We start from the raw sequence: 23,189 nt of genomic DNA, 5'->3' as shown, positions 1-23,189 counted from the left end.
AGCAAGGTAGTTTAAAAAGAAATAGCAATAGATTTTTATAAACTAAACTTAGTAACTATTAGTATATATGAAGAAAAAAAGGATCCAGAAGTGAATCTGAATCCTTTTTACAATTATATAACTCTTATTTTTCGATTATAATTTACTGATGTAACTGCCGTACATATCCTTAAACTGATAACCATCCGTAATTCTGTCTTTACTCAGTTTTTTATATTCTACCATCGCCCAAAGAATAAATTCTTTCATAAAGAATCGGTCTTCCTTTTCTAATTGGGGCTGGTATTTCTTAACCAAGATTTCGAGAGGTACTATTGAACCCAAAATTCTTTGGTATTCCTCATCCGTAGCGTCATCTAATAATTCAAAACCGCTTTCGGCAAAAAACCACTCAATTAAATCCGTATAAGCCGTTTTTTCATCTGGTTTTTCCAGTTTTTCAATTTTAGGAAAATAGCCTGGAAAAAAAGTATGAATCGCTGATCCAATCAGGTTTTGGGCTACATAAGCCGCTCCCTCCTGCTCTCCTTCATAAACCAACTCTACCTTACCAGTAATCGATGGAATAATCCCCATAAAATCAGACAAACGCAAAGTCGTTTTATCAACGCCAGCTTTTAGAGCACGACGTTCTGCCGTGCTTAATAAGTTTTCATAAGCAGTTATGCTCATACGGGCACTTACCCCACTTTTATTGTCAATATATTCACTTTCTCTAGCTTCAAAACTGATTTGTTCTAATAAATCTTTTGCTAAAGAAGGAACGTGAACCATATCACTCTGAACAGCATCTAGGTTTGCTTCCTGCTCCGTAATGGTACGGGCAATTTGTATCGTTTCAGGATAGTGCGTCAATATTTGAGACCCGATTCTATCTTTCAACGGAGTCACGATATTTCCACGATTGGTATAATCTTCAGGGTTTGCGGTGAATACAAACTGCATATCCAGTGGCATTCTCAATTTGAATCCTCTAATTTGAATATCACCTTCCTGTAAAATATTAAACAATGCCACTTGTATTCTCGCTTGTAAATCAGGTAATTCGTTAATCACAAAGATGCAACGGTTTGCGCGCGGAATCATACCAAAATGAATCACACGATCATCAGCATAGGACAGTTTTAAATTGGCTGCTTTGATAGGATCAATATCACCTATTAAATCCGCAACGGTAACATCTGGCGTTGCTAGTTTTTCAAAGAAACGATCACTTCTATGCAACCATGAAATAGCAGTCGCATCTCCGTTTATCGCAATTAGCTCTTTGGCGTAGCGCGAAATAGGTTTCAAAGGATCATCATTGATCTCTGAACCACTCACAAACGGAATATACTCATCCAATAATTCGACCATTTTTCTGGCTAAACGCGTTTTGGCTTGACCACGAAGTCCTAATAAATTGATATTGTGACGCGATAAAATAGCACGTTCTAACTCTGGAATCACTGTATTCTCAAAACCGTGAACACCATCAAATGTTGGTTTTCCTGATTTTATTTTCTCACGAAGATTAGTACGCAATTCTTCTTTTATACTTTTACTTTGATATCCTGAAGCTTTTAATTCGCCTAATGTATTTATGTTTTCTATTTTCATTTTTTTTGATTTGTTTAACCGCAAAGTGCGGGAAGTCTTTATTCTACATTCTAAACGTTACTTATTCTATTTAACCGCAAAGGGCGCAAGGCTCTACGCAAAGTTCACTTAGTCTTTTTCTCTTTATTCGTATTTCTATATTCTATTTTCAACAGCTCGAGTGAACACTAAAAACTAAACACTGAACACTATTTTATTCTCTTCTTACGATTGGTCTCATAATCCTCAAAGATCATTTCACCTAGTCCTTTCAGTCCGGTGTAAAAGGCTTTCCCTTGATTGGCTTCCGTAAATTTGTTGACAAATTGCTGCAAGTAGGGATCGTTTGCAATCATGAACGTCGTGATGGGAATGTGCAGTTTTCGGGCTTGTTGTGCCTGACTGTAGCATTTATCGACAATATATTCGTCAAGACCGTTACTGTTCATGTAGTAACTACCGTCTTTTTCGCGAACACAACTCGGTTTACCGTCCGTGATCATAAAAATTTGTTTATTGGTATTTCTCTTTCTTCGCAGTAAATCCATTGCTAATTGCAATCCCGCAACGGTATTGGTGTGAAAAGGCCCTACCTTTAAGTACGGTAAATCTTTGATGGCAATCGTCCAAGCATCATTTCCAAAAACCAAAATATCCAATGTATCTTTTGGATAACGAGTAGTAATCAGCTCTGCTAAAGCCATCGCCACTTTTTTGGCAGGCGTGATTCGGTCTTCACCATACAAAATCATACTGTGGCTAATGTCGATCATTAGCACCGTACTCATCTGGGATTTGTATTGGGTATCTTCAACAACCAAATCATTTTCAGTGAGCATAAAGTCCTCTACTCCATTATTGATTTGGGCGTTACGCAAACTTTCGGTCAAAGAAATTCGTTCAAGGCCGTCGCCAAAATGAAACTCTCTAAATTCTCCCGTATGCTCATCCCCATTGCCGGAATGTTTTGTTTTATGATTTCCGTTTCCAGAGCGCTTCAAGTTTCCAAAAATCTGATCTAAAGCTTGCTGCCTGATAGCACGTTCCGTTTTGGCAGTTATACCAATACCTGACGTTCCATCGTCCTTCAGTTCATCTTTGATGTATCCTTTTTTCTTCAAATCTTCTATAAAATCATCGATGGAATAGTGTTCATCGGTGAGTTTATATTCTTTGTCTAGTTCCCGCAACCAGTCAATTGCTTCGTCAAAATCTCCTGAAGTGTGCGTGATTAATTCTTTGAAAATTCCAAAGAGTTTATCAAACGGAGACTGATTTGGCGCCTCATATTGCTTGAAGTAGAAACCTTTTTTAGTATCATTTTTCATAGACTTTAAAATTACATCATTTTGAAACAGCGCATTGACAAACGAATATTAATTTTTAGTTAAAACATGAACTAGCCCCTCAACGTAATTTGGGCGTGACCGCAAGGGTCGTGCTTTTCGCTCTCAATCTCTCTCGTCTCGTTTTAAGAACGAGACGAGAGAGGATTTCCGCTGCAATCACTCACGCGGTATGTACATACAAGCCTATTTGATTACTACAAAAACTAATAAAATTCCCCGTCAACATAAAACCAACTTCCATCTTCTAATTTAAAAGTAGAATGCTCATGATGAATTTGCGCTTGAAGTTCGCTATCAAGGTAAAATGCTTTAAAAGTAACGGTATATACAGTGGTGTCTAAAACCGATAATTTAATCCACTTATTGCTTTGAGACCATTCTAGAATATCCTCTTTTCTATGCTGTTTCCGAGTAGAAAAATGAGTTGTAGCTACGAGATAATCTGCTTTTTGGGTAGCAAATGCGGAGTAGCGGGAACGCATCAAAGCTTCTGCAGTAGGAGCTTTTTTAATTCCCTTAATGTAGACTTCGCAACATTGACTAAACTCCTTTAGCGAACCGCAATAGCATTTTAATGTTTTCATTTATCAGTTATGCCTGCCCGTTAAGAGCAATTATTTTTTGGTACAATTGATTCAATAATACTTGATATTTACTGATTTCAATCAAATCCTCGTCATCATCTGAGAAATCAAGAAAATCATCTAACTGCTCACTAACTTCCACTAATCTATTATTCGCTTCTTTTGCATTCTTAGCTGCAATCAAATCAATTATTTCCTGAACATTTTTGTTCAATTCGATGAATTTATCGTTTTCCATTATTTCTTTAATTACAGTGTATCTAAATTTTTTGCGTCGTGAAATTTTTTAGTAATTTCTTTTAATTTTTCTTTGCGAAGAATTTCTGCGTTTTTAACTCTGTCCTGCGCTTTATGAAGCTTATCGTTATGCTTTTTGATGTTTTTTTCGTTATTCCTGCTCATAATAGTTTATTTATCAATCTCTTATTAAAACACAAGTCTTCTAATCACCATGGTACTTCCATAGTTTTTTTTAAAAAATAAAATAGCTTTTATCTTAAGTAGAAGGTACTTGTATTATACAAATATGGGGCAAAGTTCGGCATTTAAATTTTAACTAATAGCAAACTCCAGCAGCTAATTAGGAACTTTTACAACTAATTAGCCTATTTAAAAACTACACTCAATTACTAATTCAATCATAATAAACAATGAAAATTAATTTATTAACATTAGTTCTTCGTTTAATAAAGATCAAAACAATAAATTAGTGGAATATATAGGCTTAGTAAGTTTTTAAACCGCGTTTCAACACGAATGCTGTCATTCCTTACTTTAATTAAATCTTTATAATTTTACGGTTTCCCGTAATATTATAATATATTTATGGAATCTTACTAATTAATTTTTATATAAATAATTCAAGATTCCCTAAATCTATCAAAAAGTATAAATGAGTTCTAAAAATAATAGATTAAAATACTTCAGTTGGTTTTTAACGAAGCCTAGAACTACCGGTTTTTTCGCGTTCTTATTCTTGAGCACTATTGTTGGATACATAGGCTATCAACAATATAAAATAGTTGAAGATGATGAACAGTATGCTATGAGGAATAAGCTTCAAATTATTCGTCAAAATATTGAACAGTCACTTAAAAATTCGTATACCACAACACTAACCTTAGCACTTACGATAAATGATAAAGGAGTTCCTGAAAATTTCGACAGCATTGGCAAGAAATTATTAGCTTCAAATCAAACTATCTCAGCCGTACAATTAGTTCCTAAAGGAGTAATTCGATATACTTTCCCCATGAAAGGCAACGAAGCTGCAATGGGCTTAGACATTTTAAAGTCGGTATATCTTCAAAAAGAAGCGTTAAAATCAATTCGAAATCAAAAAATGTACTTTGCTGGCCCTATTAATTTAAAGCAAGGCGGTGTTGGAATTGTAGGGCGTCTTCCAGTATTCCAGAATAATAAATTCTGGGGGTTTTCAGCAGTAATCATTAAACTAGAAGATTTATTGAAGTCTTCAGGAGCTTATGGCATCGACAGTGCTAAATATTACTTTCAGTTTTCAAAAATAGATCCTGCTAGTGAAAAAGAAGTCTTCTATCTGCCTAAAGAGAACAAATTTTCAAACAATTATAGCGCTGCGATTAGTATTCCTGACGGCGATTGGAGGATATACCTTACATCGAAGCATCAAAATTATCTATATGCACAAATTGTTATACCCGCCATTTTTGGTTTGCTTTTAGCTGGATTATTTGGTTTTCTGATAACCCTGATGCTGAAAAAACCAGCTGAATTACAGCTTTTAGTGGAACAACAAGCCGCTAATCTTTCTGATGGTGAAATAAAATTTAAATCTATTTTTGACCAAGCGGCCGTGGGGATAGCCTATATGGATTCCTTTAGCGGCTATTTTCTCGAGATTAATGAAAAATATTGCAAATTATTAGAATATTCAGAGCAAGAATTACAAAATAGAACTTTTCAATCCGTAACGCATCCTGACGACTTAAAAGAAGATCTATCCAATTTGGAAAAACTGAAGCAAGGAACAATTAGGGAGTATTCCATGGAAAAACGGTACCTAACAAAGTCGGGGAAAATTATCTGGACTAATCTTACCGTTTCACCACTTTGGAATATAGATGAAAAACCTTCGACACATATTGCGATTGTTGAAGATATTTCATTAAAAAAAGAGGCTGAGCAATTACTTATAAAAAGCAAAATGAGTTTTAAAAACCTTTTTGACGATTCACCAATGCCTTTGTGGGAAGAAGATTATTCTGCAGTAAAAAATTACCTTTTGGAGTTAAAACTTATTAACGAAAGTGGTAAAACAGTTTCGTCTTATTTTAGGAACCATCCCGAAGTAGTAAAAAAATGCTTCTCTCTAGTAAAAATTGTAAATGTCAATAATCAATGTTTAATTCAATACGCTCCAAAAACCAAATCTGAACTTCTTAATAATGTCGATCTCCTATTTGGCGAAGAATCTATCCCTTCTTTTTCAAAGCATCTAGAAGCCATTTGCAAAGGAAAAAGGCATTTGATGATGGACGCGAAAATAAAAAAACCAACAGGTGAGATCAGAGATATTCATTTTGTATATAGCGTACTGAGAGGGTATGAAGATTCTCTGGAAAGAGTAATCATATCAACCGAGGATATTACAGAGCGAAAAATAGCTGAAAAAAAAATTATTGATTCACAAAAAAGAACTGAATCTCTCATCAATACTATTGATGGAATCGTATGGGAAAGCGATATTGAATCCTTTTCTTTTTCTTTTATAAGTAAAAAAGTAGAGCAAATATTAGGGTACACTTCAGAGGAATGGATTGCAAGTCCTACTTTTTGGGCAGACCACATTCATCCAGAGGACAGGGAAACTACAATTAATTATTGTATTTTAAAAACAAGTCAAAATTTAAACCATGATTTTGAATATCGAATGATTGCAAAAAACCGTTCAATTGTTTGGCTAAAAGACATCGTAACTATCGTTTTTGAAAATGATAAGGCCTGTGGCTTACGGGGAATTATGATCGATATTACCAAAAATAAGGAAGCAGAAAAAGATTTGAAGTATTCTTTTAACATGGTTACCGAACAAAATAAAAGACTTTTGAATTTTTCTTATATTGTGTCTCATAATCTAAGATCACATACCAGTAATATTGCATCAATAATGTCGTTAATTGAATCTTCAGATTCTGAGCAAGAAAAAAACGAGATGTTACTGCTATTGAAATCAGTTTCTAATTCGTTAAACGAAACGATGCTACACCTCAATGATGTTATCAATATAAGAAACAACATTGGTTTGGTTTCAGAATCTTTAAACTTAAATCAATATGTAGAGACTGCGCAAAATGCACTTTCTGAACAAATAAGTACCCACAACGTTTCTATTTTGAACGAAATATCGAATGATGTAACGGTCAATTACAACCCCTCCTACTTAGAGAGTGTTTTACATAACATCCTATCTAACTCAATCCGTTACAGGCATCCTGACCGGAAACCCATTATTACCATTAAATGGTTAATTGAAGATAAAAGGAAAGTACTGCAAATTTCAGATAACGGCATTGGAATAGATCTGGTAAAAAATGCCGACAAAATCTTCGGGATGTACAAAACATTCAGCAATAATCCTGAATCAAAGGGAATTGGCTTATTTATTACAAAAAACCAAATTGACGCTATGAACGGCAACATTACGGTCGAGAGTACACCAAACATAGGAACTACATTTAAAATCTATATTCGATGACAAAAAAGAAAATATGGGTCATAGACGATGACGCAATTTATCAAATTATAATTACTAAAATTATTCAAAAAACAGCTCTATTCTCAGCTATCTCATCCTTTCGTGATGGAAAAGAAGGAATAGTTGCCTTGATCAATACGATAGAAAATAAGGAATTACTTCCAGATATTATTCTACTTGACATCAATATGCCAGTTATGGACGGATGGGAGTTTATGGAAGAAATGGGAATGCTGCAATCTTTAAAAAATGAAAACATTAGCGTCTACATTGCTAGTTCTTCCATTGCTATTGAAGACAGGAATAAATCAAAAAAATATCCTGCAATTTTAGGCTATTTGTCTAAACCTATTTCGCTAAATGATATCGAATTGATTGCCTCCAATGATTAAATATCAAACCGCAATTAAGTTGTAGTAGTAATCAAATTAACTCACGCTTAATCTCTTCTAAAGTTTTATTAGTAAAAATCAATTCCTCTATAATTTGTTTCCGCAAAACATCTAAGTCATCGTATTCATAATACTTAGCCCATGCCGTCAAATTGAGTAGATTCCTAATTTGTTTGATTTTTTTAGTGGTTTCAAAACTTGTACGAAGTACTGCTTTTCCATTATAATTAGGATTATTTTTGTGCTGGTAATTAACAGCATTCTTCCCATAATTCATTTCTAAATAATATAATTCTTCCAGCGAATTATCAGGATAAAATTGTGTCCAAGGTGCAAAACCTAATTTTGTTTTTGAATCAGATTCAGGTTTCATAGGTTCTAATCTCCATTTACTATTAGCTAATCGTCCCCAATGATTTGATACTCGAAACATCCCTAATTTAGTATAATAATAACAACTCCCCGACTTACTTTCATATTGTACCGTTAATCCTTCAAGATTGTTTAACAGTACCTCCTGAAACACACAAAAAGTGTTCTTAAAAGATTTGGGACTGGGACGAAATATTTTTTCCATTGAACAAAGGTAATCAGAAAGTCTAAAATGCAGCAACGGAAACTAAATATTTGATTAACTTTGCCAATTAGAATTTTATAAAATTAAATTGATCATGACAAAGTCTTCACAAGAAAAAATGTTACAAAAAGGGGTTTATACTGGGATAATGGAAAAAGATGAAAACAACAATTTTTTTTGTGGTATATATCTTTTAGACTATAAAATGGCGATTTCTAATCATAATTTAGGAGATTATATTACAATTAAGTCAATCATTGAAAACCCTAGTGATATCAGCCACAACAAGTACCCTAAAAAGTCTAAGAATTTCGATAAAGCAAACAACAAACCACAACAATAACATTGTTTTAGAGTCTCTTTTTTGGCAAAATAATAACTAATGTACTCTCTTTTTTAGGAATATTTTTTAGTCTCAAACTAAAATTTTAAAAAAAAGTGTACCTTTGCAAAAAATTTGTCGATTCTGAAACCAAATTATATTGATTTTATATTAAAAGACAAGTAGTTACCATATTTATGAAAAAAATAGTTGAATACCGCAAACTGCTAAATGTAGAAAAAACTGCAGAGCTTAAAGAGTTAAAAACGATCTACCGTAATTCTATGAAAGAATGTCATCCTGATAAATTTCAAGGTGATGAGGCAGGATTAAAAGCAGCTGAAGAAAAAAGTAAACAAGTTATTGAGGCCTACCACTTCTTAGTGAGTATCAATCCTGAAACTACAAAGTTGAACTTACCTGAATATACAGAAACAATTACAACTGCAGCAATAACAGATTATAAATTTGTTGAAGGTAGATTGATCATCAATTTTTCAAACGGTAGCGTTTATGAGTACATCAGTGTACCTAAAGCAACTTATGTAAAAATGGTGAATGCATCTTCTCCAGGAAGATTTGCAAAAAGACATATTCTTACATCTTTTACTTGGAGAAAAACATTGAACCAAGACTAGATTATTCTAAAAGAGAAATATAAAAGCACTCCTAATTGGGTGCTTTTTTTATGCGCTGTTATTTTACTTTAAAGTCTTTTGACTACAAAATAGGATTGCATAAAATTAAATTATAGGTTCTAGTATAATTAATTTGTTTTAAGTACTTTAGGCGTGCTTAAATACTACTATACAAATGACGAATCACTACGACAGGTACAAATCACAACATAAAAAGGCAGAACAAACCCTAAACATTTTAAAAGCAACAAAGGCCGAAATTGACTTAAGCCTAGAAACAGACCCTATTAATGCTGCTTTGCACAAAGAATTAAGAACGGTAAATCTAGAAATCAAGATTACTTTAAATGAAATAGAACAAGCTGAATCTGACATTCAGCGATGTGAACTGCAATTTCAGTTACCTTAAAAACCACCTTTATGTTAAATCTCTAAATCAAAAATACCCACTATTTTAAAAAAAGGTGTGCTATTAAACTAGATTAGTGATTTCAATCAATCCCTATCTTCCTGCATACAACTACCAACATTATTACAACGCTTTGACTAAATACTGATAACACTCTAAATTAAACACTAATTTCTCGCGAAACAAAGACTAAAGAATATTCCTAACCGAAATAATGTATTACAAACGTTATCTCGTTTAAGTCGCACCCTTTTATTAGATAATTTAACAGCTTCCCTCGGTTAATTATCATTGTGAATACTAAAAAAATAACAAAAATTTAGGTCATAAAATTAATTGTACCTTAATAATTTTAAATACTTTTGCACACTTAACTTAATTAACTAAATTAATAATGAAAAAAATAATTTTATTACTTTCTGCTGCTGTTGTTTTATTTTCTTGCAACAAAGTTGGAAAAGACGAATTCCTTATCACTGGTACTGCAACTGGTATTGAAAATGGTAAAACTATAATCTTAGAAACTCAAGATCCTACTACTGGTGCTATTACAGCTTTAGATACTGTAAAAGTAGAAAACGGTAAGTTTGAAATCAAAGGAAAAGTTACTGAACCAGCTTTCCATACAATACAATTAGAATCAGTAGCTGGAAAACAACCTTATGGAAAAATTCCTTTTATCTTAGAAAATGGAGAAATCACTATCGCTATTGATAAAGACAGTATTCAAAAATCGAAAGTTTCAGGAACTTACAGTAATGATGAGTATGTTAAATTCAATGAGGAAATTAAAGTAGTTCAAAAGAAACTAATGGATTTCCAAAATCAAAACATGCAAGCAATGAATACAGCACAACAAGTGAAAGATACAGCTGTAATCAATAAATTGATGAAAGGATATTCAGAAATTCAAGCAGAGGTTGGTGCTGCCACTAAAGCAAAATATACAACTTACGCTGAATCACATCCTAAATCATATATTAGTGTTTTAATTGTACAAGGAATGGCTAACGATCCAAGTGCTGACATTAAAAAAACAGAAACAATTTTCAACAGTTTAGAAGAGTCTTTAAAAAACACTAAAGCTGGAAAAACGGTAAAAACAAAACTTACCGAAATTAATACTCCTGCTGTTGGTGCTACTGCTGCTCCGGTTGGAGACGCTAAATGAACTTCTAATTTTTCTGCCCCTAACCCAGAAGGGAAAGTCATTTCTCTTAAAGAAAGCTTAGGGAAAGTTACAATTGTAGATTTCTGGGCTTCATGGTGTGGTCCATGTCGACAAGAAAACCCAAATGTAGTTGCTATTTATAAAGAGTTACACTCAAAAGGGCTTAATATCATTGGTGTTTCATTAGATAAAGATGCAGCTAAATGGAAAGAAGCTATCGCAAAAGATAAGTTAACCTGGAATCAGGTTTCTAATTTAAAATTTTGGGATGAACCAATTGCAGCTCAATATGGAGTTGAAGCAATTCCTGCAACTTTTATACTTGATGCTTCCGGTAAAATCGTAGCAAGAGATTTAAGAGGTGCAGAACTTAGAACAAAAATCCTTGAACTTTTAGCCAAATAATCGCTTTTCAAGAACAAAATAAAAAAATCTCCCTAGTGGAGATTTTTTTATTTTATTCAATACCAATATGTCCCGTCCTGAAATAGCGATACACAAAAAAGTATCGTAATGGAAAACCTAGAAGCAACTCGCTATGTGAAGCGAACCCAAAAAGACTATTCAATGTCTTTTAAATTACAAATTGTTCAAGAAATTGAGCAAGGACAACTCACAGCTACAGAAGCTGCAAAGAAATATGAGATTCAATGTAGAAAAACTGTTGTTAATTGGCTTAGAAAATTTGGTAACTTTGATTGGGAAAATCAATTACCTTTCAATATGCCTAAATCACCCGAACAGAAGATAATGGAACTTGAGGCTCAAGTTAAATTATTAGAGAAACAGAAAGCGCTTCTTGAGCGACAAGCTTTTGTAGCTGACAAGAAAGCGATCATTTTTGATATGATGATTGATATTGCAGAAAAAGAATATCAAATTGACATACGAAAAAACTCATCACCCGAACAATCGATCATTTTAAAGAACAACAAAAACAAACAGTAATGTTTGCCTGTACTTTGTTTGGGGTAGATAGACAGGTTTATTATCGAAAAATAAAAAGAAGAATAACTCGACAATCTAATGCTATAAAAGTGGTTTCTATGGTTTTAGAAATCAGACAAACTATGCCTAGAATTGGAGCAAAAAAGTTATATTTTCTTTTAAATAATGAATTAAAACAACTAAAAATAGGTAGGGATAAATTCACCAACATACTTAGGGCAAATCATTTATTAATTACTCCCAAACGTTCCTATCATATAACAACGAACTCGCATCATCGATTCAGGAAACATCAAAACCAGATTCTAGAGCTACAAATTCAGCGGCCGGAACAAGTCTGGGTATCGGACATCACCTATATTGGAAAAAGAGAGAATCCGTATTATTTAAGTCTAGTAACCGATGCGTACTCTAAGAAAATAATGGGCTTTAATGTGGCTGATAATATGAATACACAAAGCACTTTGATTGCTTTGGAGAACGCAGTAAAGCACAGAAAAGACCGGGATTTATCATTAATACATCATTCAGATAGAGGTTTACAATATTGTGCTAATGAATATCAAAAACTACTCAATAAAAGTAAAATAAAATGTAGTATGACGCAAAATTCAGATCCTTATGAAAATGCTGTGGCAGAAAGAATAAATGGAATTCTAAAGCAAGAATTTAATATTGATAAATACAACCAGAGCTTGCCTGTAATGAAACAAATAATAAAAGAAGTTGTTGAAATTTACAACAATAAAAGACCACATTATTCTAATTTTATGCTAACACCTAATCAAATGCACGTGCAAAATCAAATTAAAATGAGAACTTATAAAACAAAAAACAGTAGTAAACTTTTGCTTACTACTGTTTAATAATTGTATATTTATTTTTATTAATCCTGTATCGTTTTTTTAGGACTAGACAATACGTTAAAAATAATACTAAAATTAAGTTCAAATTTAGTTTGCAGAAACGAAAAGTGTTACTATATTTGCCACCGCTAACAACATAAGTGTTGTACTCAAAGGCTTCGGGGAGATACTCAAGCGGCCAACGAGGGCAGACTGTAAATCTGCTGACTACGTCTTCGTAGGTTCGAATCCTACTCTCCCCACTAAAAGGGATTAAGATAGAAAAATGAAAGCTTTTCAATCTTTTCAAAAGTCCTCAAAAACAGTGTTAAGCCTGCAAATCCAACGATTTGCAGGCTTTTTTCATTTTCTGCACTTTGTCAAAATTTATAATAACGCTCAAAGTTTCTATGGCAGAATCGTGGCACATTTGTATTTTTTAAAATGTGCCACAGAATACCATTTAAACCCCTATAAATACAGGGGTTAACGTGCTTAACAACTTGATTTTTTGAAGTTATAATTCTACATTTATTAACCTTAAAAGTTGAATTATGTTAGAAAGCAGTTTTGGGCTGGTTTTCTTTTTGAAAATCCCCCGCAATGAAAGTAAAATTAGAGTCGTTTACCTTAGAATTACCGTTGATGGAATACCTAAAGAAACATCTACAAAACGTAAGTGGGATATCTCACGTTGGGATCAAAAACTAGAAAGAGCAATCGGTTCCAAGGAAGATGCAAAATCTATTAACTTTTTCTTGGATTCTCTTATTCTTAAAATCAATCAATATAAGACTGAGAATATGTATAACGGCAAACTTATAACTGCTCAGAAAGTTATGGATTACATTTTGGGAAAAAATGCTGCAAGAGCGAAAGTTGTTGAAGAATTCCAAAAACATAACGATGAAATGACGGCTCTACTAGGTAAAGGATATGCAAAAGGAACTCTTGATCGTTTCACTATCACTATTAATCATTTAAGAACTTTTATACGACTTAAATTTAATGCAGAAGATCTTGAATTTTCTGATTTGAATCTCGCATTTATAAAAGACTTTGAATTTTACTTACGTTCTGTGCGCAACTGCAGTAATAATACAACCCTTAAATATATCGCTAACTTTAAAAAGATAGTTATACGTGCGATTGACAATGAAGTCATCTTAAAAGATCCATTTAAGAACTTTAAAGGTAAAAAATCAAAAATTATAAAAAAACCCCTTTCTACTCAGGAATTATATGAGTTAGAACGGCATTATTTCAGCACTGAGCGACTTAATGTGGTGAGAGACGTGTTCGTCTTTCAATGCTACACAGGGTTAGCTTATATTGATGTATATCAATTAAAAAAGACTGATATTAAAGTGGGTATAGACAAACAAGCATGGATCATGTCTGAAAGACAAAAAACAGGCTCTTCAACTAATGTCCCTCTCCTACCTCAAGCGCTTAAAATAATCGAAAAATATAAGGAACATCCTCTTTGTTTGCAACGTGGCACTGTTTTGCCTGTTGCTTCAAATCAAAAAATGAACGAATACCTAAAGGAGATTGCGTTACTTTGTGCTTTTCCGTTTACTCTCAATACTCATATGGCTCGCAGAACCTTTGGAAGCACCGTTACCTTACAAAATAACGTCCCAATCAATGTTGTGAAGGAAATGCTTGGACACTCCTCTGTTAAGCAAACAGAAGCGTATGCTATTACGGAACAAGTTACAGTTGGACGGGAAATGGCATTACTTAATAAGCGGATAAATAAAACTGACCCTGTAATGTGTGAGTCAGATCTAGCCATCCTCACCAGATTAGAGAAGGAAATAAAAAAGATCAAGCAAAAATATAACCTATCTTGAAATTGCACCAAATACTGTATATTAACTAGTACTTAACTTATAGACTACTAGTACACATTGATTCAAAACAAAAAAAGGTTGCTTCCATCATGGAGCAACCTTTTTACCTTTCAAATAGACTTCACTTCTAACACCGGGATGGTAGGAAGGAAAATATTCGATGTATCCTAAATTCTGTAATTCTTTGAAATATTTATGATAAGTCGGTATTGTATTAATATGAGAAAGTGCCATGATTTTGCTTCGACTCACTTTAATATTTTGCATTTGCCCTTGCTTATAGCCTAAACTAATTATAGCAAGTAATAGAGCGAAATGCCAAACGTTTAGTCTAGGATCTTCCATATAAATTAGCAAAGAATTCATCAAATGATCCTCGCTACGTTTATTTGCATTTTTCATCTGTGAAAAGTTTTAGAAGATCAGCCTTATTGTAGTAGTATGAGCCGACTATTTTCTTAAATCGTACCTTTTCGGTTACTCGTAGGTTTTGAACAGATCCTGGGGACATATTCATTAATTTTCTCACTTGCCTACTTTTGATCCATTCTTGCTCCGTTACGTCGCTATGACCTTCTTTCGTCTGTGTTATTAAGTTCTCAATACTACCCAATAATTCCAAACCAAACTGTCTTAAATCCTCTTTTGTTACCACATCATTCATAATCTCCATTTATTAAAAATTTAAACAATAAATACTCTTATTTTTTAATCTCGAATAGCTACTTACTATGCTTATTATTTTATTCAGATAGAAAACTATTCAACTCTCTTTTTATGTGAAACACAACGCTCTAAACTGCCCGATTTCAATTCTTTTTATCTAAAGTATACACATAAATCAAATCGCCTATTTAACTGATCATCAATGGTATTATTTGTCCTTAGATGGCGGTTTAAATAAAATTTGTAACATGATTAAATTCTTTATATAAAAATGATATATTCTGAGGAAGCGATTTATACTTCAATTATTTTACAACCAATACAGATCCTCAAAGCACATTTATACTTTCGCTATGCTACAGAATAAAAGAGCTTTAAGGATACTCAATAAAAGAATCTTGAAAATTAAAGCCACTAGCTACGTATAATTTTCAAGACCCTTTTCCATGGCTTATTTAGCCATATTATTACTCCAAACTATAAGCCGATTAAAACCATCAAACATTATTTCTAGTGTTTACCTTCTTCTTTACAATCACACATAATACGCTTTACAACCTTGCCTCCATCCTATCTATATTCAAAAGCCAGTATGCTAATTGTCCCAATTCAAGAGCAAAGGTATACTAGTGTTTTTAACGCAAAAAAAAGGTCAAGCCCTGCGGGTTTATCAAAAAATCTCCACCCATTCGGGTAGTATTTATTTGATAAAACCTTGTTTTTGCTAAACACTAACCTTTTATGCTCTCGAAACGAAACATAGCATACTCCGACTCTTTGGACGAATAAAAAAAATGTCAACAATGAAATTTAATACCATTTACATTGGAATTAGAGTGAAACAAAACAGCTCCTCCTCTCATTACCGAATAAATTAATTAAAAAAAATAACCCTAAAAATAAAAAATCATGAACATCATCGGAAGATTAACAAAGGATGCGGAAGTACACAGAACCGCGCAAGACAAGCAAGTAGTGAATTTTTCTGTAGCCATCAATGATAGCTACAAAAATAAACAAGGCGAACGTGTAGAGCAAACAAGCTATTTTGATTGCTCCTACTGGATAAGTCCAAATGTTGCAAAAATACTCACCAAAGGCGCTTTAGTTGAGCTTACAGGTAGAGTAAGTGCAAGAGCCTGGACAGCTAGTAGCGGAGAATTAAAATCAAGTTTGACTTTTCATACTTCGACTATAAAATTGCACGGAGGCAGTAAGAAAATTGAATTTACACAAGGGTTTACAAAGCAGGATAATACAAAGATCATCACACCAGAACCTGCTGAGGATTTATCCTTTTAACTCTAAACATATAATAATTTTTTCAACTTTTAAAATTTTAATATCATGGCACACAATTTAAATTTCAACGAAAGAACGGGACGTTATTCATTTTTTAGCGTACAACAAAAAGCTTGGCACAGTTTAGGTCAAATAGTATCAGACTATCCGACAAGTGCAGAAGCTATTAACCACGCAGGACTTGACTATGAAGTTATAAAAAGTCCTCTTTATTCCAAGGTATCAAACATAATTGATCCTACTGACAGTTTAGAAATTAGGGACAATGAACTAAAAGTGCCTAATTATTTTGCTACTACCCGTACCGATAACAATACTGTTTTGGGTGTAGTCGGTAAAGAGTATCATATTGTACAAAATCGTGAAGCATTTGGTTTCTTTGATGCTATTGTAGGTGGTACAGATGGAATTATGTACGAGACTGCAGGCGCTTTAGGAAATGGAGAACGCATTTTTATTACAGCAAAATTACCTGACTATATTCGTGTTGGTAATGGTGATGATGTTACAGAAAAATATATTTTCCTCACTACTTCACACGATGGTAGCGGAAGTATTACGGCAGCTTTTACACCTGTTAGAATTGTATGCCAAAATACACTAAACGCTTCACTTCGAAATATGAGCAACGTGGTACGCATCCGCCATACTTCGGGAGCAAAACAACGTTTGGAGAATGCGCATAAAGTAATGGGATTAGCAAACGAATTTAGTAATCAACTAGAGGGAATTTTTAATGAATGGTCAAAAGTAAGAGTAAACGACAACGAGGTTAAAAAATTGATACAATTAGCACTATGTCCCAACAAGGAAACCTTACAGCATATTAAAAACGGAAATGAGGACGAAATATCAACCGTTTTTAAAAATACGGTTGAGGATGCCTTTGCCTATGCTATGACGAGCGACTCACAACAGATGGAAACGACAAAAGGCACTTTGTTTGGAGCTTATAACGCAGTTACAGGCTACTACCAAAATGTACGTAGCTATAAGAACAATGAAGCAAAATTACAATCTATTATTTTGGGAGGTACTGCACAATCAAAATCGCAAAAGGCTTTTGAAATCTGTACCTCATTTCAAAAAAATGGTACTGACGTTTTCAACTTCAATTAAAAAGGCTTTAAAATTAAAGGCGACTACTCACAAAAGTAGTCGCCTATTTTAACAATTTCTATTATTTTTCAGAATAAAGTTTTTTTCTAAATCTTAAAGATTTTAGGGCACAACCTATTCCGGTTGCATTACTTCAAAGTCTGGATGCAAAAAGACACTCCCTTCCAATGGTCGGGAAAGTCTTTTTGCGAAAAATGATACAACCATTTTGGTAAAACAACAATCGCACAGATTCTCATTGCTCTTTATATTTTACCAAAAAGCTCGTGATTATTGGTTAGGATAGTCAGCATCCTATTTTTTTTACTGGACTTCTTTTCTTTCCACATAAGTGACAAAAGAAAAGAAGCAAAAGAATGCCACTTTATTATTTTGGATTTTGATCGTGTTTAAATGGAACTTCTTTTTGAATTAGCACTTTGATATCTTTCTGTTGTTTTGAATAACTCCATAATAAAAGTAGTCCAAAAATAATCAGAATATAAGCAATCCATTTTCCTGTACGTTCCAAAAATGAAATAAAGACTGATTTTTCATAACTTGAAAAACTTTCCGCTCCCAAAGGACTTCTTCTGTAAAATTTTCTTCTGTTTATCCAATAACGAATACCAAAACCACTTAGCAAAGCTAAACCACTTAAAACCATTGTTGGATTCATAATTTGATTTTTTTAAATTTTAAATTTACTAAAAACTACCTCATCAGTACGGAAATTACTATTTATAAATCAGTAAGTTGCGTACTTATTTATAAACAGTTAAAAAAACACTGTAATATACCCAACAAAAATAGGCTATATCACAAGTCGTGAAACAGCCTATTTTCCCATTATTATATTTTGAATACTATGAGAGAATTATCCTCAAATACCTCCTTTATAAAGAACCAATTTTAATTATGAAACTTCCTGTCTTTTATCAGTATTGCTTTGAGTAAATCTGAATTTTTAAGTTTTATCAACTGATGTCTCGCTCCGTTTTTCTCATAAATTTCTATCAGGAGTACTTTGTCATCGGCAATAGTAAATTGATCCAATAAAAATATATTTCGCTCTACCGTTTTACCTTTAATTTCGTCCAATGGTTTGTAAATTCTTAGTGGATTCAACGTCATTTCTTGTATAACCGTACGTTTGGCTAGCTTTTTATCAACTACTTTGAAAGTAACAAAATCGACATGGAAAGAGACATAACTGCAATTAGTAACTTGAGTATGGAAATAGAACTTGCCATCATCTACATAGATTCCTTTTAACATGAACTCGACACCATAACTTCTAGCACCCTTATTCTTTATTAAACGCTTGTCTTTTTTGTATATTATTCCCATTAAATCGTCTACCAGTGAAGGCGAATTTTTTCCGAGTTCCTCAAATAGGACATCATTTCTATGCTCTCTATTTATCCCTTTCTGCATTTCCAAAAGATTATAATTTATAATCATAGGACAAGAATTATAGAGCACATTGAAATTATAAAAATGCCCGTCTTCGGTAATTACAGAAAAGTTTGTTTCCTCATCGAAATTACGGACTGAAGCTTTTACTCTTAATACATTTTCTGCATCTTCTGCTTTGCTTGCAATCAAATAGTCACTTCCTAAATCTACGTATCGTATTGCAGAAGGAAAGAGTAGATGCGACGTTTTACTATAAGTTACCTCTATCGGGTACGGATCTATTTTTTCTAAGTACAATTTTTGGGCATTAGTAATAGTCACTTGCCCTTCAGATTCCATACTGTATCCTAAAAATAAGACCAGTACTATTACCATACTTTTTTTTATAGTTTTCATATTTAAATTTTTTATTAAAGTGAATAATTATTTTTTTGACACTAGAAACACTTGAAGGCCTGCCTTCAAAGTGACTTTTGGAGTTTTCATTTTTTTTGAAAAATAACCTGAAATACCCTGCACAAGGCCACGGCTCAAATCGCCAGCTATCTGTTGTCCTGGGGAACTTGAAAGCATAATACTGCTTCCTGAAGTTTGTCCCATATTGGCAGCCATTTCTTTCACAGCGCTCATTTCGGGAGAATAGGGCACAAATAATCCTTGTTGTCCATCTAATCCATAGATAGTAAGATCAACAGGGAGGATAGTACCATCCAACTCAATAGAAGTAATTTTCATTTGCAGCCTTCCTTGATTAAATTTTGAATTTGCCGTCAACACTGTTCCTTGCGGAATAATATGATTCTGCATTTTGGCAGGCTCTAATAAACGCAAACGAACACTACTTTCCTCTGATACTAGCTGTGTGGTTTGGATAACTGCTCGAATACTATTTTTGAGCTGTGTCTCCTTTTCGATTTTCCCTGCAGTGTAAAATCCTCGATTACGACTTTCGCTCCAATTCGATATAAATGAACTGTCAGGAAGATCTCTATTCAATGACGAAACAGCATTTTTTCGAGCAGGAATAAATGAAATAAAAGATTCCTTTTCGGTTGAAGCAGTAGAAACAGCAATTGTTTTTTCATTTAATTGTTCCGTTGAAGTCTTATTCACTGGCAAATATTTAGCCGCCATTTGATATGACTTCTCCATTAACTCCAATTGATTGTCAACAATATTTGTAGGTGTTTCTTCCTTTCTTGCTAACTCTTTTTTTACCTCATCTAATTGTTTGCGTAATTCCTGCGTTTCAGATTTATCATTATTGTAAAAACTGCCCAATGTATTTTGTGCATTGCGATAACTATTCAGCGAAGTATTAGTATTGGTTTCTTTTTCTGTTTCAGGAACATCTTGCAATGATTCTTCTGTACTCCCCTCATTCCAGTAATCAGAAAGAGAGGTTAGCGCATTTTGTTTTTCTTGATTTTTATGATCTAGAATTTCCTGTTCATAAGCTTTTTGTTTATCATTTTGTAAACCGATAGTAGAAGCCTGAGGAACGGAATCATTGAGACCTACATCTTCTGTCTTTCTTATGTCTTCCGATGGTTTGAATAGTAGATACATACAACCAAGAAATACTATACCCATCAACGCAAACAGGATTGGCTTTTTAAATTTTTCTACATTATTATCTGAAGATTCTCGCGCTATATCTGTACTTTTATCTAAGCTACCATCCGTAACCAAGACCGTATTTTTTTTGTTTTCACTTTCTTTCATGTTTTCTGTTTTTTATAATTAACAACAAGGAATCCCGTAGCGACGCTGTGGATTCGTTCTTTTTGAGAAGAGCGCTTTCGATACGCTCCACATCCAGCTTACTGCTGTGTTTTCCGGTTTCAAACCAAACGCTAAGTGTAACAACTACAGTAAGAATCAAATAACTGATAAAAGAATACAGAATGTACTTGTACTGTTTTTGAAGAGGAAGTGCTCTCCAGCGTACATCAATCTTTATTAACCATAAGTCAATATTTGTTCGAAGATTTTCCATCTTGGTTTATTTTAACGTTCAATAATTTCTAGATCATTATTCTGCAGCACAGTAAACTTTTCTATATTGAAGCCTTGCGGATTATTATCCGAACGAACGGAATTCACAAGGTAACAGGAGGTAACTAAATTGCGTTTGGTTACATTACTAGAGCGAATGATGTACTGCTTGGCATAAGTTTTTACAGCATAAGGATAGGTTTCAAAGTTGCATATCACACTATCTACTTCAAGACGTTGTTGCACATTACCTGAAATAATCCGATTGTAATACCCCTTTTCAGCTAAGTCTTTGTAATAATCAAAAGCGCTTTTGTCTGCTAGATTAAATGCTCTTTTCATATTATTTTCTATAGCACTCTTGTCTGGTGCCAGTGTAAAGAAAAGCTCATGAAAGCGACGTATGTGTTCCCGAGCTTCTACAGGACGATTGATTGAAGCGTCTTGCGCCAGCGCTAGCATTAATGATTTACCATTATCCAACACATAAACCTTTTGACGCTGCAATTCTGCAAACCGATACGATTCCCAAATTGCATATCCTGCTACTCCAACACAGAGTACTGCAAATACTATGGCATACAGTCTGATTTGTTTAAAGCTATTTTCGATATTTCTTAATGTTTTAAATTCCATTTTACTTTAATTTTAAATTGTTATTTCATTAATCTACCCCCAATATTTCCAGTAACTGCTCCCGTACCAGCTCCTACAATATTTCCAGTTTTAGCGCTAGTTTGATTTATATTACGAACAAAGTTTCCTGCTCCTCCAGCCTGAATAATCCACCCAGTCACCGTAGGAATTGTAAAATATCCAATTATGCCAATAATCATAAAGATGATGTATACCGTACTGGATGAATCAGGAATAAAGTTGGGATCGGATAAACTGTCGATATCCTTTTGCAGTATTAACGATTGGATCTTGGACAACATCGAGCTGAAAAGGTCAGAAACAGGCAGCCAGAGATACACACTAATGTATCGAGTAAACCACTGTGTTAAGGTGGACTGAAACCCATCCCAAACCGAAATTGCAAATGCTATTGGGCCTAAAATTGATAGCACAATCAAGAAGAAAGTTCGTATCGTATCAATTACCAGTGCAGCAGCTTGAAAAAGCACTTCTAAAAATTCGCGAAAACTATCGCGAATCATTTTCTTGATACTATACATTTCTCTTTCAATATACATACCCGATATGGTTGCTAAATCAGTAGGCGTCCATCCTAATTCATCCAATTTCTTATCAAATTCTTCGTCCGATGCTAAATAGGCAGTCTCAGGATTTCGAAGCATAGCCTCTCTTTCCAGTTGGTCTTTCTGCTGTTGTAAAACATTCAAGTCCAAAACTTGATTTTCTAATATGCTATGTGTTCCTTGTACAATTGGACTAAGTACCCCATTTAGTGTTCCTAAAACAATCGTTGGAAAAAACATGATGCAGAGTCCTAAAGCAAAAGGTCTAAGTAGCGGAAATACATCTATCGGTTCTGCGCTACTGAGTGCCTGCCACACTTTTAATGCAACATAAAACAAAGCACCCAATCCAGCTAAACCTTTTGCTACTGCTGCCATATCAGCTGATAGTGGCAACATCTCGTCATAGAGCGATCGTAGTACTTGGTGTAGATTAGAAAACTCCATGATTACCAGTATTTTTGGTTAGCAGTTCCATAAAGCTCCAATACCCTTCTACTACTGTTTGCTTTCTTAGCTCGCAGATAACTAACCGAAATATTTTTATTGGTAAAATAACGAACCAAATTGTGGTACTCTTTAACTTTTAGATAAACACGATCAATAATATCCATTCGCTCCTTATCCGTAAGCGACAAGCTGGAAGTGCTTACAATTTGCTTTAGCTCTTTCAGAAGTTCGGTACTTTCATTGAGTAAGATAGAATAGCCATTAGCAATTGCCGTTAGTTCTTGTTCATTAAAATTAGGATCGTTCAACATTTTCCCAAAATTACTTACATACATCTCAGAGACATCACCAACAAGTAATACGGTCTGCTGTACTTTTCGAGCATCCTTTACTAAGTTATTTACAGCCTTTAGCTTGTCATAATATTCTTTTCCTTGATTATATACTTTTTGGACTTCTTTAAAGTTGTTAATCATGTTAGTCGCTGTCGTTGAAGTTTGTATAATCTGTCTCGCTGAATTGACTATTCCTTGAGCCAAATTGGTAGGATCTGTTACCACCCACTGTGCTTTAGCAGTCGGCATGATAGCAAATAAAATTACCATGCACACCATAATTTTTAAATTTTTCATTTTTATTCGTTTTT

At 33.7% G+C, this 23,189-nt stretch carries 26 protein-coding genes, 1 tRNA gene and 1 pseudogene; 13 read left to right on the top strand and 15 right to left on the bottom strand.

Annotation, left to right across the window (positions count from 1 at the left end; genetic code table 11):
• Nucleotides 1-135 precede the first annotated feature (135 nt).
• The 5 genes from BMW63_RS12700 to BMW63_RS18160 all read right to left on the bottom strand — a co-directional run bounded on the left by BMW63_RS12700 (nucleotide 136) and on the right by BMW63_RS18160 (nucleotide 3,913).
• The gene (locus BMW63_RS12700; RefSeq protein ID WP_074723838.1) at nucleotides 136-1,599 is read right to left on the bottom strand and encodes an AAA family ATPase; all 1,464 of its coding nucleotides are present in this window, start codon (nucleotides 1,597-1,599) and stop codon (nucleotides 136-138) included.
• A gap of 188 nt (nucleotides 1,600-1,787) precedes the next feature.
• Nucleotides 1,788-2,906 carry a vWA domain-containing protein gene (locus tag BMW63_RS12695; protein WP_074723837.1) on the bottom strand — a complete coding sequence of 373 codons (1,119 nt, stop codon included), beginning with the start codon at nucleotides 2,904-2,906 and terminating at the stop codon, nucleotides 1,788-1,790.
• Nucleotides 2,907-3,130: 224 nt separating this feature from the next.
• Nucleotides 3,131-3,511, bottom strand: coding sequence for a YchJ family protein (locus BMW63_RS12690; protein WP_074723835.1), 381 nt, complete (start codon nucleotides 3,509-3,511; stop codon nucleotides 3,131-3,133).
• A gap of 7 nt (nucleotides 3,512-3,518) precedes the next feature.
• Entirely contained in the window at nucleotides 3,519-3,749 is a 231-nt protein-coding gene (locus BMW63_RS12685) for a hypothetical protein (RefSeq protein WP_074723834.1), read from the bottom strand.
• A gap of 11 nt (nucleotides 3,750-3,760) precedes the next feature.
• Entirely contained in the window at nucleotides 3,761-3,913 is a 153-nt protein-coding gene (locus BMW63_RS18160; RefSeq protein ID WP_175460287.1) for a hypothetical protein, read from the bottom strand.
• Between the two features lie 490 nt (nucleotides 3,914-4,403).
• On the opposite strand from BMW63_RS18160, the gene BMW63_RS12680 reads away from it, so the two are divergent.
• Together BMW63_RS12680 and BMW63_RS12675 are read left to right on the top strand one after the other, a co-directional pair.
• Complete coding sequence (locus BMW63_RS12680) at nucleotides 4,404-7,247, top strand: PAS domain S-box protein (protein WP_074723833.1); 2,844 nt, start codon at nucleotides 4,404-4,406, stop codon at nucleotides 7,245-7,247.
• Nucleotides 7,244-7,639, top strand: coding sequence for a response regulator (locus tag BMW63_RS12675; RefSeq protein ID WP_074723832.1), 396 nt, complete (start codon nucleotides 7,244-7,246; stop codon nucleotides 7,637-7,639). Before BMW63_RS12680 ends, BMW63_RS12675 begins: the two co-directional genes overlap by 4 nt.
• A gap of 31 nt (nucleotides 7,640-7,670) precedes the next feature.
• Here the strand turns inward: BMW63_RS12675 and BMW63_RS12670 are convergent, their stop codons facing one another.
• Entirely contained in the window at nucleotides 7,671-8,216 is a 546-nt protein-coding gene (locus BMW63_RS12670; protein WP_074723831.1) for a hypothetical protein, read from the bottom strand.
• A gap of 94 nt (nucleotides 8,217-8,310) precedes the next feature.
• Between BMW63_RS12670 and BMW63_RS12665 the strand changes: the two genes are divergently transcribed.
• From BMW63_RS12665 to BMW63_RS12630, 9 genes and pseudogenes are all read left to right on the top strand, one after another.
• A complete protein-coding gene (locus BMW63_RS12665) occupies nucleotides 8,311-8,559 on the top strand; it encodes a hypothetical protein (RefSeq protein ID WP_074723830.1) in 249 nt (82 codons plus the stop codon).
• A gap of 176 nt (nucleotides 8,560-8,735) precedes the next feature.
• Nucleotides 8,736-9,176: a KTSC domain-containing protein gene (locus tag BMW63_RS12660; protein WP_074723829.1), complete on the top strand. Its 441-nt coding sequence runs from the start codon at nucleotides 8,736-8,738 to the stop codon at nucleotides 9,174-9,176.
• A gap of 175 nt (nucleotides 9,177-9,351) precedes the next feature.
• A complete protein-coding gene (locus tag BMW63_RS12655; RefSeq protein ID WP_074723828.1) occupies nucleotides 9,352-9,585 on the top strand; it encodes a hypothetical protein in 234 nt (77 codons plus the stop codon).
• A gap of 394 nt (nucleotides 9,586-9,979) precedes the next feature.
• Nucleotides 9,980-10,756, top strand: coding sequence for a DUF4369 domain-containing protein (locus tag BMW63_RS12650; protein ID WP_083380484.1), 777 nt, complete (start codon nucleotides 9,980-9,982; stop codon nucleotides 10,754-10,756).
• Nucleotides 10,757-10,774: 18 nt separating this feature from the next.
• A pseudogene (locus tag BMW63_RS17925) lies at nucleotides 10,775-11,161 on the top strand (TlpA family protein disulfide reductase); the annotation flags it as partial.
• 108 nt (nucleotides 11,162-11,269) lie between these two features.
• Nucleotides 11,270-11,704, top strand: coding sequence for a helix-turn-helix domain-containing protein (locus BMW63_RS18270; protein ID WP_074723827.1), 435 nt, complete (start codon nucleotides 11,270-11,272; stop codon nucleotides 11,702-11,704).
• A complete protein-coding gene (locus BMW63_RS12640; protein ID WP_083380483.1) occupies nucleotides 11,704-12,570 on the top strand; it encodes an IS3 family transposase in 867 nt (288 codons plus the stop codon). The genes BMW63_RS18270 and BMW63_RS12640 overlap by 1 nt, the downstream gene beginning before the upstream one ends.
• 160 nt (nucleotides 12,571-12,730) lie before the next feature.
• Nucleotides 12,731-12,812 (top strand) — tRNA-Tyr (locus BMW63_RS12635).
• A 291-nt stretch (nucleotides 12,813-13,103) separates the two neighbouring features.
• The gene (locus BMW63_RS12630; protein WP_074723826.1) at nucleotides 13,104-14,408 is read left to right on the top strand and encodes a site-specific integrase; all 1,305 of its coding nucleotides are present in this window, start codon (nucleotides 13,104-13,106) and stop codon (nucleotides 14,406-14,408) included.
• Between the two features lie 87 nt (nucleotides 14,409-14,495).
• On the opposite strand, the gene BMW63_RS12625 is transcribed toward BMW63_RS12630, so the two are convergent.
• The gene (locus BMW63_RS12625) at nucleotides 14,496-14,810 is read right to left on the bottom strand and encodes a hypothetical protein (protein WP_074723825.1); all 315 of its coding nucleotides are present in this window, start codon (nucleotides 14,808-14,810) and stop codon (nucleotides 14,496-14,498) included.
• Nucleotides 14,794-15,081, bottom strand: coding sequence for a DNA-binding protein (locus BMW63_RS12620; RefSeq protein WP_245744959.1), 288 nt, complete (start codon nucleotides 15,079-15,081; stop codon nucleotides 14,794-14,796). Before BMW63_RS12620 ends, BMW63_RS12625 begins: the two co-directional genes overlap by 17 nt.
• 902 nt (nucleotides 15,082-15,983) lie before the next feature.
• On the opposite strand from BMW63_RS12620, the gene BMW63_RS12615 reads away from it, so the two are divergent.
• Both BMW63_RS12615 and BMW63_RS12610 read left to right on the top strand, forming a co-directional pair.
• Nucleotides 15,984-16,376, top strand: a complete 393-nt coding sequence (locus BMW63_RS12615) for a single-stranded DNA-binding protein (protein ID WP_074723824.1) — start codon at nucleotides 15,984-15,986, stop codon at nucleotides 16,374-16,376.
• A gap of 45 nt (nucleotides 16,377-16,421) precedes the next feature.
• Nucleotides 16,422-17,495 carry a DUF932 domain-containing protein gene (locus tag BMW63_RS12610; RefSeq protein ID WP_074723823.1) on the top strand — a complete coding sequence of 358 codons (1,074 nt, stop codon included), beginning with the start codon at nucleotides 16,422-16,424 and terminating at the stop codon, nucleotides 17,493-17,495.
• Nucleotides 17,496-17,862: 367 nt separating this feature from the next.
• On the opposite strand, the gene BMW63_RS12605 is transcribed toward BMW63_RS12610, so the two are convergent.
• The 7 genes from BMW63_RS12605 to BMW63_RS12575 all read right to left on the bottom strand — a co-directional run bounded on the left by BMW63_RS12605 (nucleotide 17,863) and on the right by BMW63_RS12575 (nucleotide 23,175).
• Nucleotides 17,863-18,153, bottom strand: coding sequence for a molybdenum ABC transporter permease (locus tag BMW63_RS12605; protein WP_074723822.1), 291 nt, complete (start codon nucleotides 18,151-18,153; stop codon nucleotides 17,863-17,865).
• A 233-nt stretch (nucleotides 18,154-18,386) separates the two neighbouring features.
• Entirely contained in the window at nucleotides 18,387-19,289 is a 903-nt protein-coding gene (gene traN / locus BMW63_RS12600) for a conjugative transposon protein TraN (protein WP_074723821.1), read from the bottom strand.
• Nucleotides 19,290-19,316: 27 nt separating this feature from the next.
• On the bottom strand, nucleotides 19,317-20,618 hold the full coding sequence (gene traM, locus BMW63_RS12595; RefSeq protein ID WP_074723820.1) for a conjugative transposon protein TraM: 1,302 nt from the start codon (nucleotides 20,616-20,618) through the stop codon (nucleotides 19,317-19,319).
• Nucleotides 20,605-20,892 (bottom strand): hypothetical protein, encoded by a 288-nt coding sequence (locus BMW63_RS12590; protein WP_066076246.1) that lies wholly within the window; start codon nucleotides 20,890-20,892, stop codon nucleotides 20,605-20,607. The genes traM and BMW63_RS12590 overlap by 14 nt, the downstream gene beginning before the upstream one ends.
• Nucleotides 20,893-20,903: 11 nt before the next feature.
• Nucleotides 20,904-21,527 (bottom strand): conjugative transposon protein TraK, encoded by a 624-nt coding sequence (gene traK, locus BMW63_RS12585; RefSeq protein ID WP_074723819.1) that lies wholly within the window; start codon nucleotides 21,525-21,527, stop codon nucleotides 20,904-20,906.
• 20 nt (nucleotides 21,528-21,547) lie between these two features.
• The gene (gene traJ, locus BMW63_RS12580) at nucleotides 21,548-22,540 is read right to left on the bottom strand and encodes a conjugative transposon protein TraJ (protein ID WP_074723818.1); all 993 of its coding nucleotides are present in this window, start codon (nucleotides 22,538-22,540) and stop codon (nucleotides 21,548-21,550) included.
• Nucleotides 22,541-22,542: 2 nt separating this feature from the next.
• Nucleotides 22,543-23,175 carry a DUF4141 domain-containing protein gene (locus BMW63_RS12575; protein WP_074723817.1) on the bottom strand — a complete coding sequence of 211 codons (633 nt, stop codon included), beginning with the start codon at nucleotides 23,173-23,175 and terminating at the stop codon, nucleotides 22,543-22,545.
• Between the last annotated feature and the right edge of the window lie 14 nt (nucleotides 23,176-23,189).

It is taken from the genome of Flavobacterium frigoris, from assembly GCF_900111075.1.
In the GTDB taxonomy this organism is placed as follows: domain Bacteria; phylum Bacteroidota; class Bacteroidia; order Flavobacteriales; family Flavobacteriaceae; genus Flavobacterium; species Flavobacterium frigoris.
This window is presented reverse-complemented; position numbering and strand designations above follow the sequence as displayed.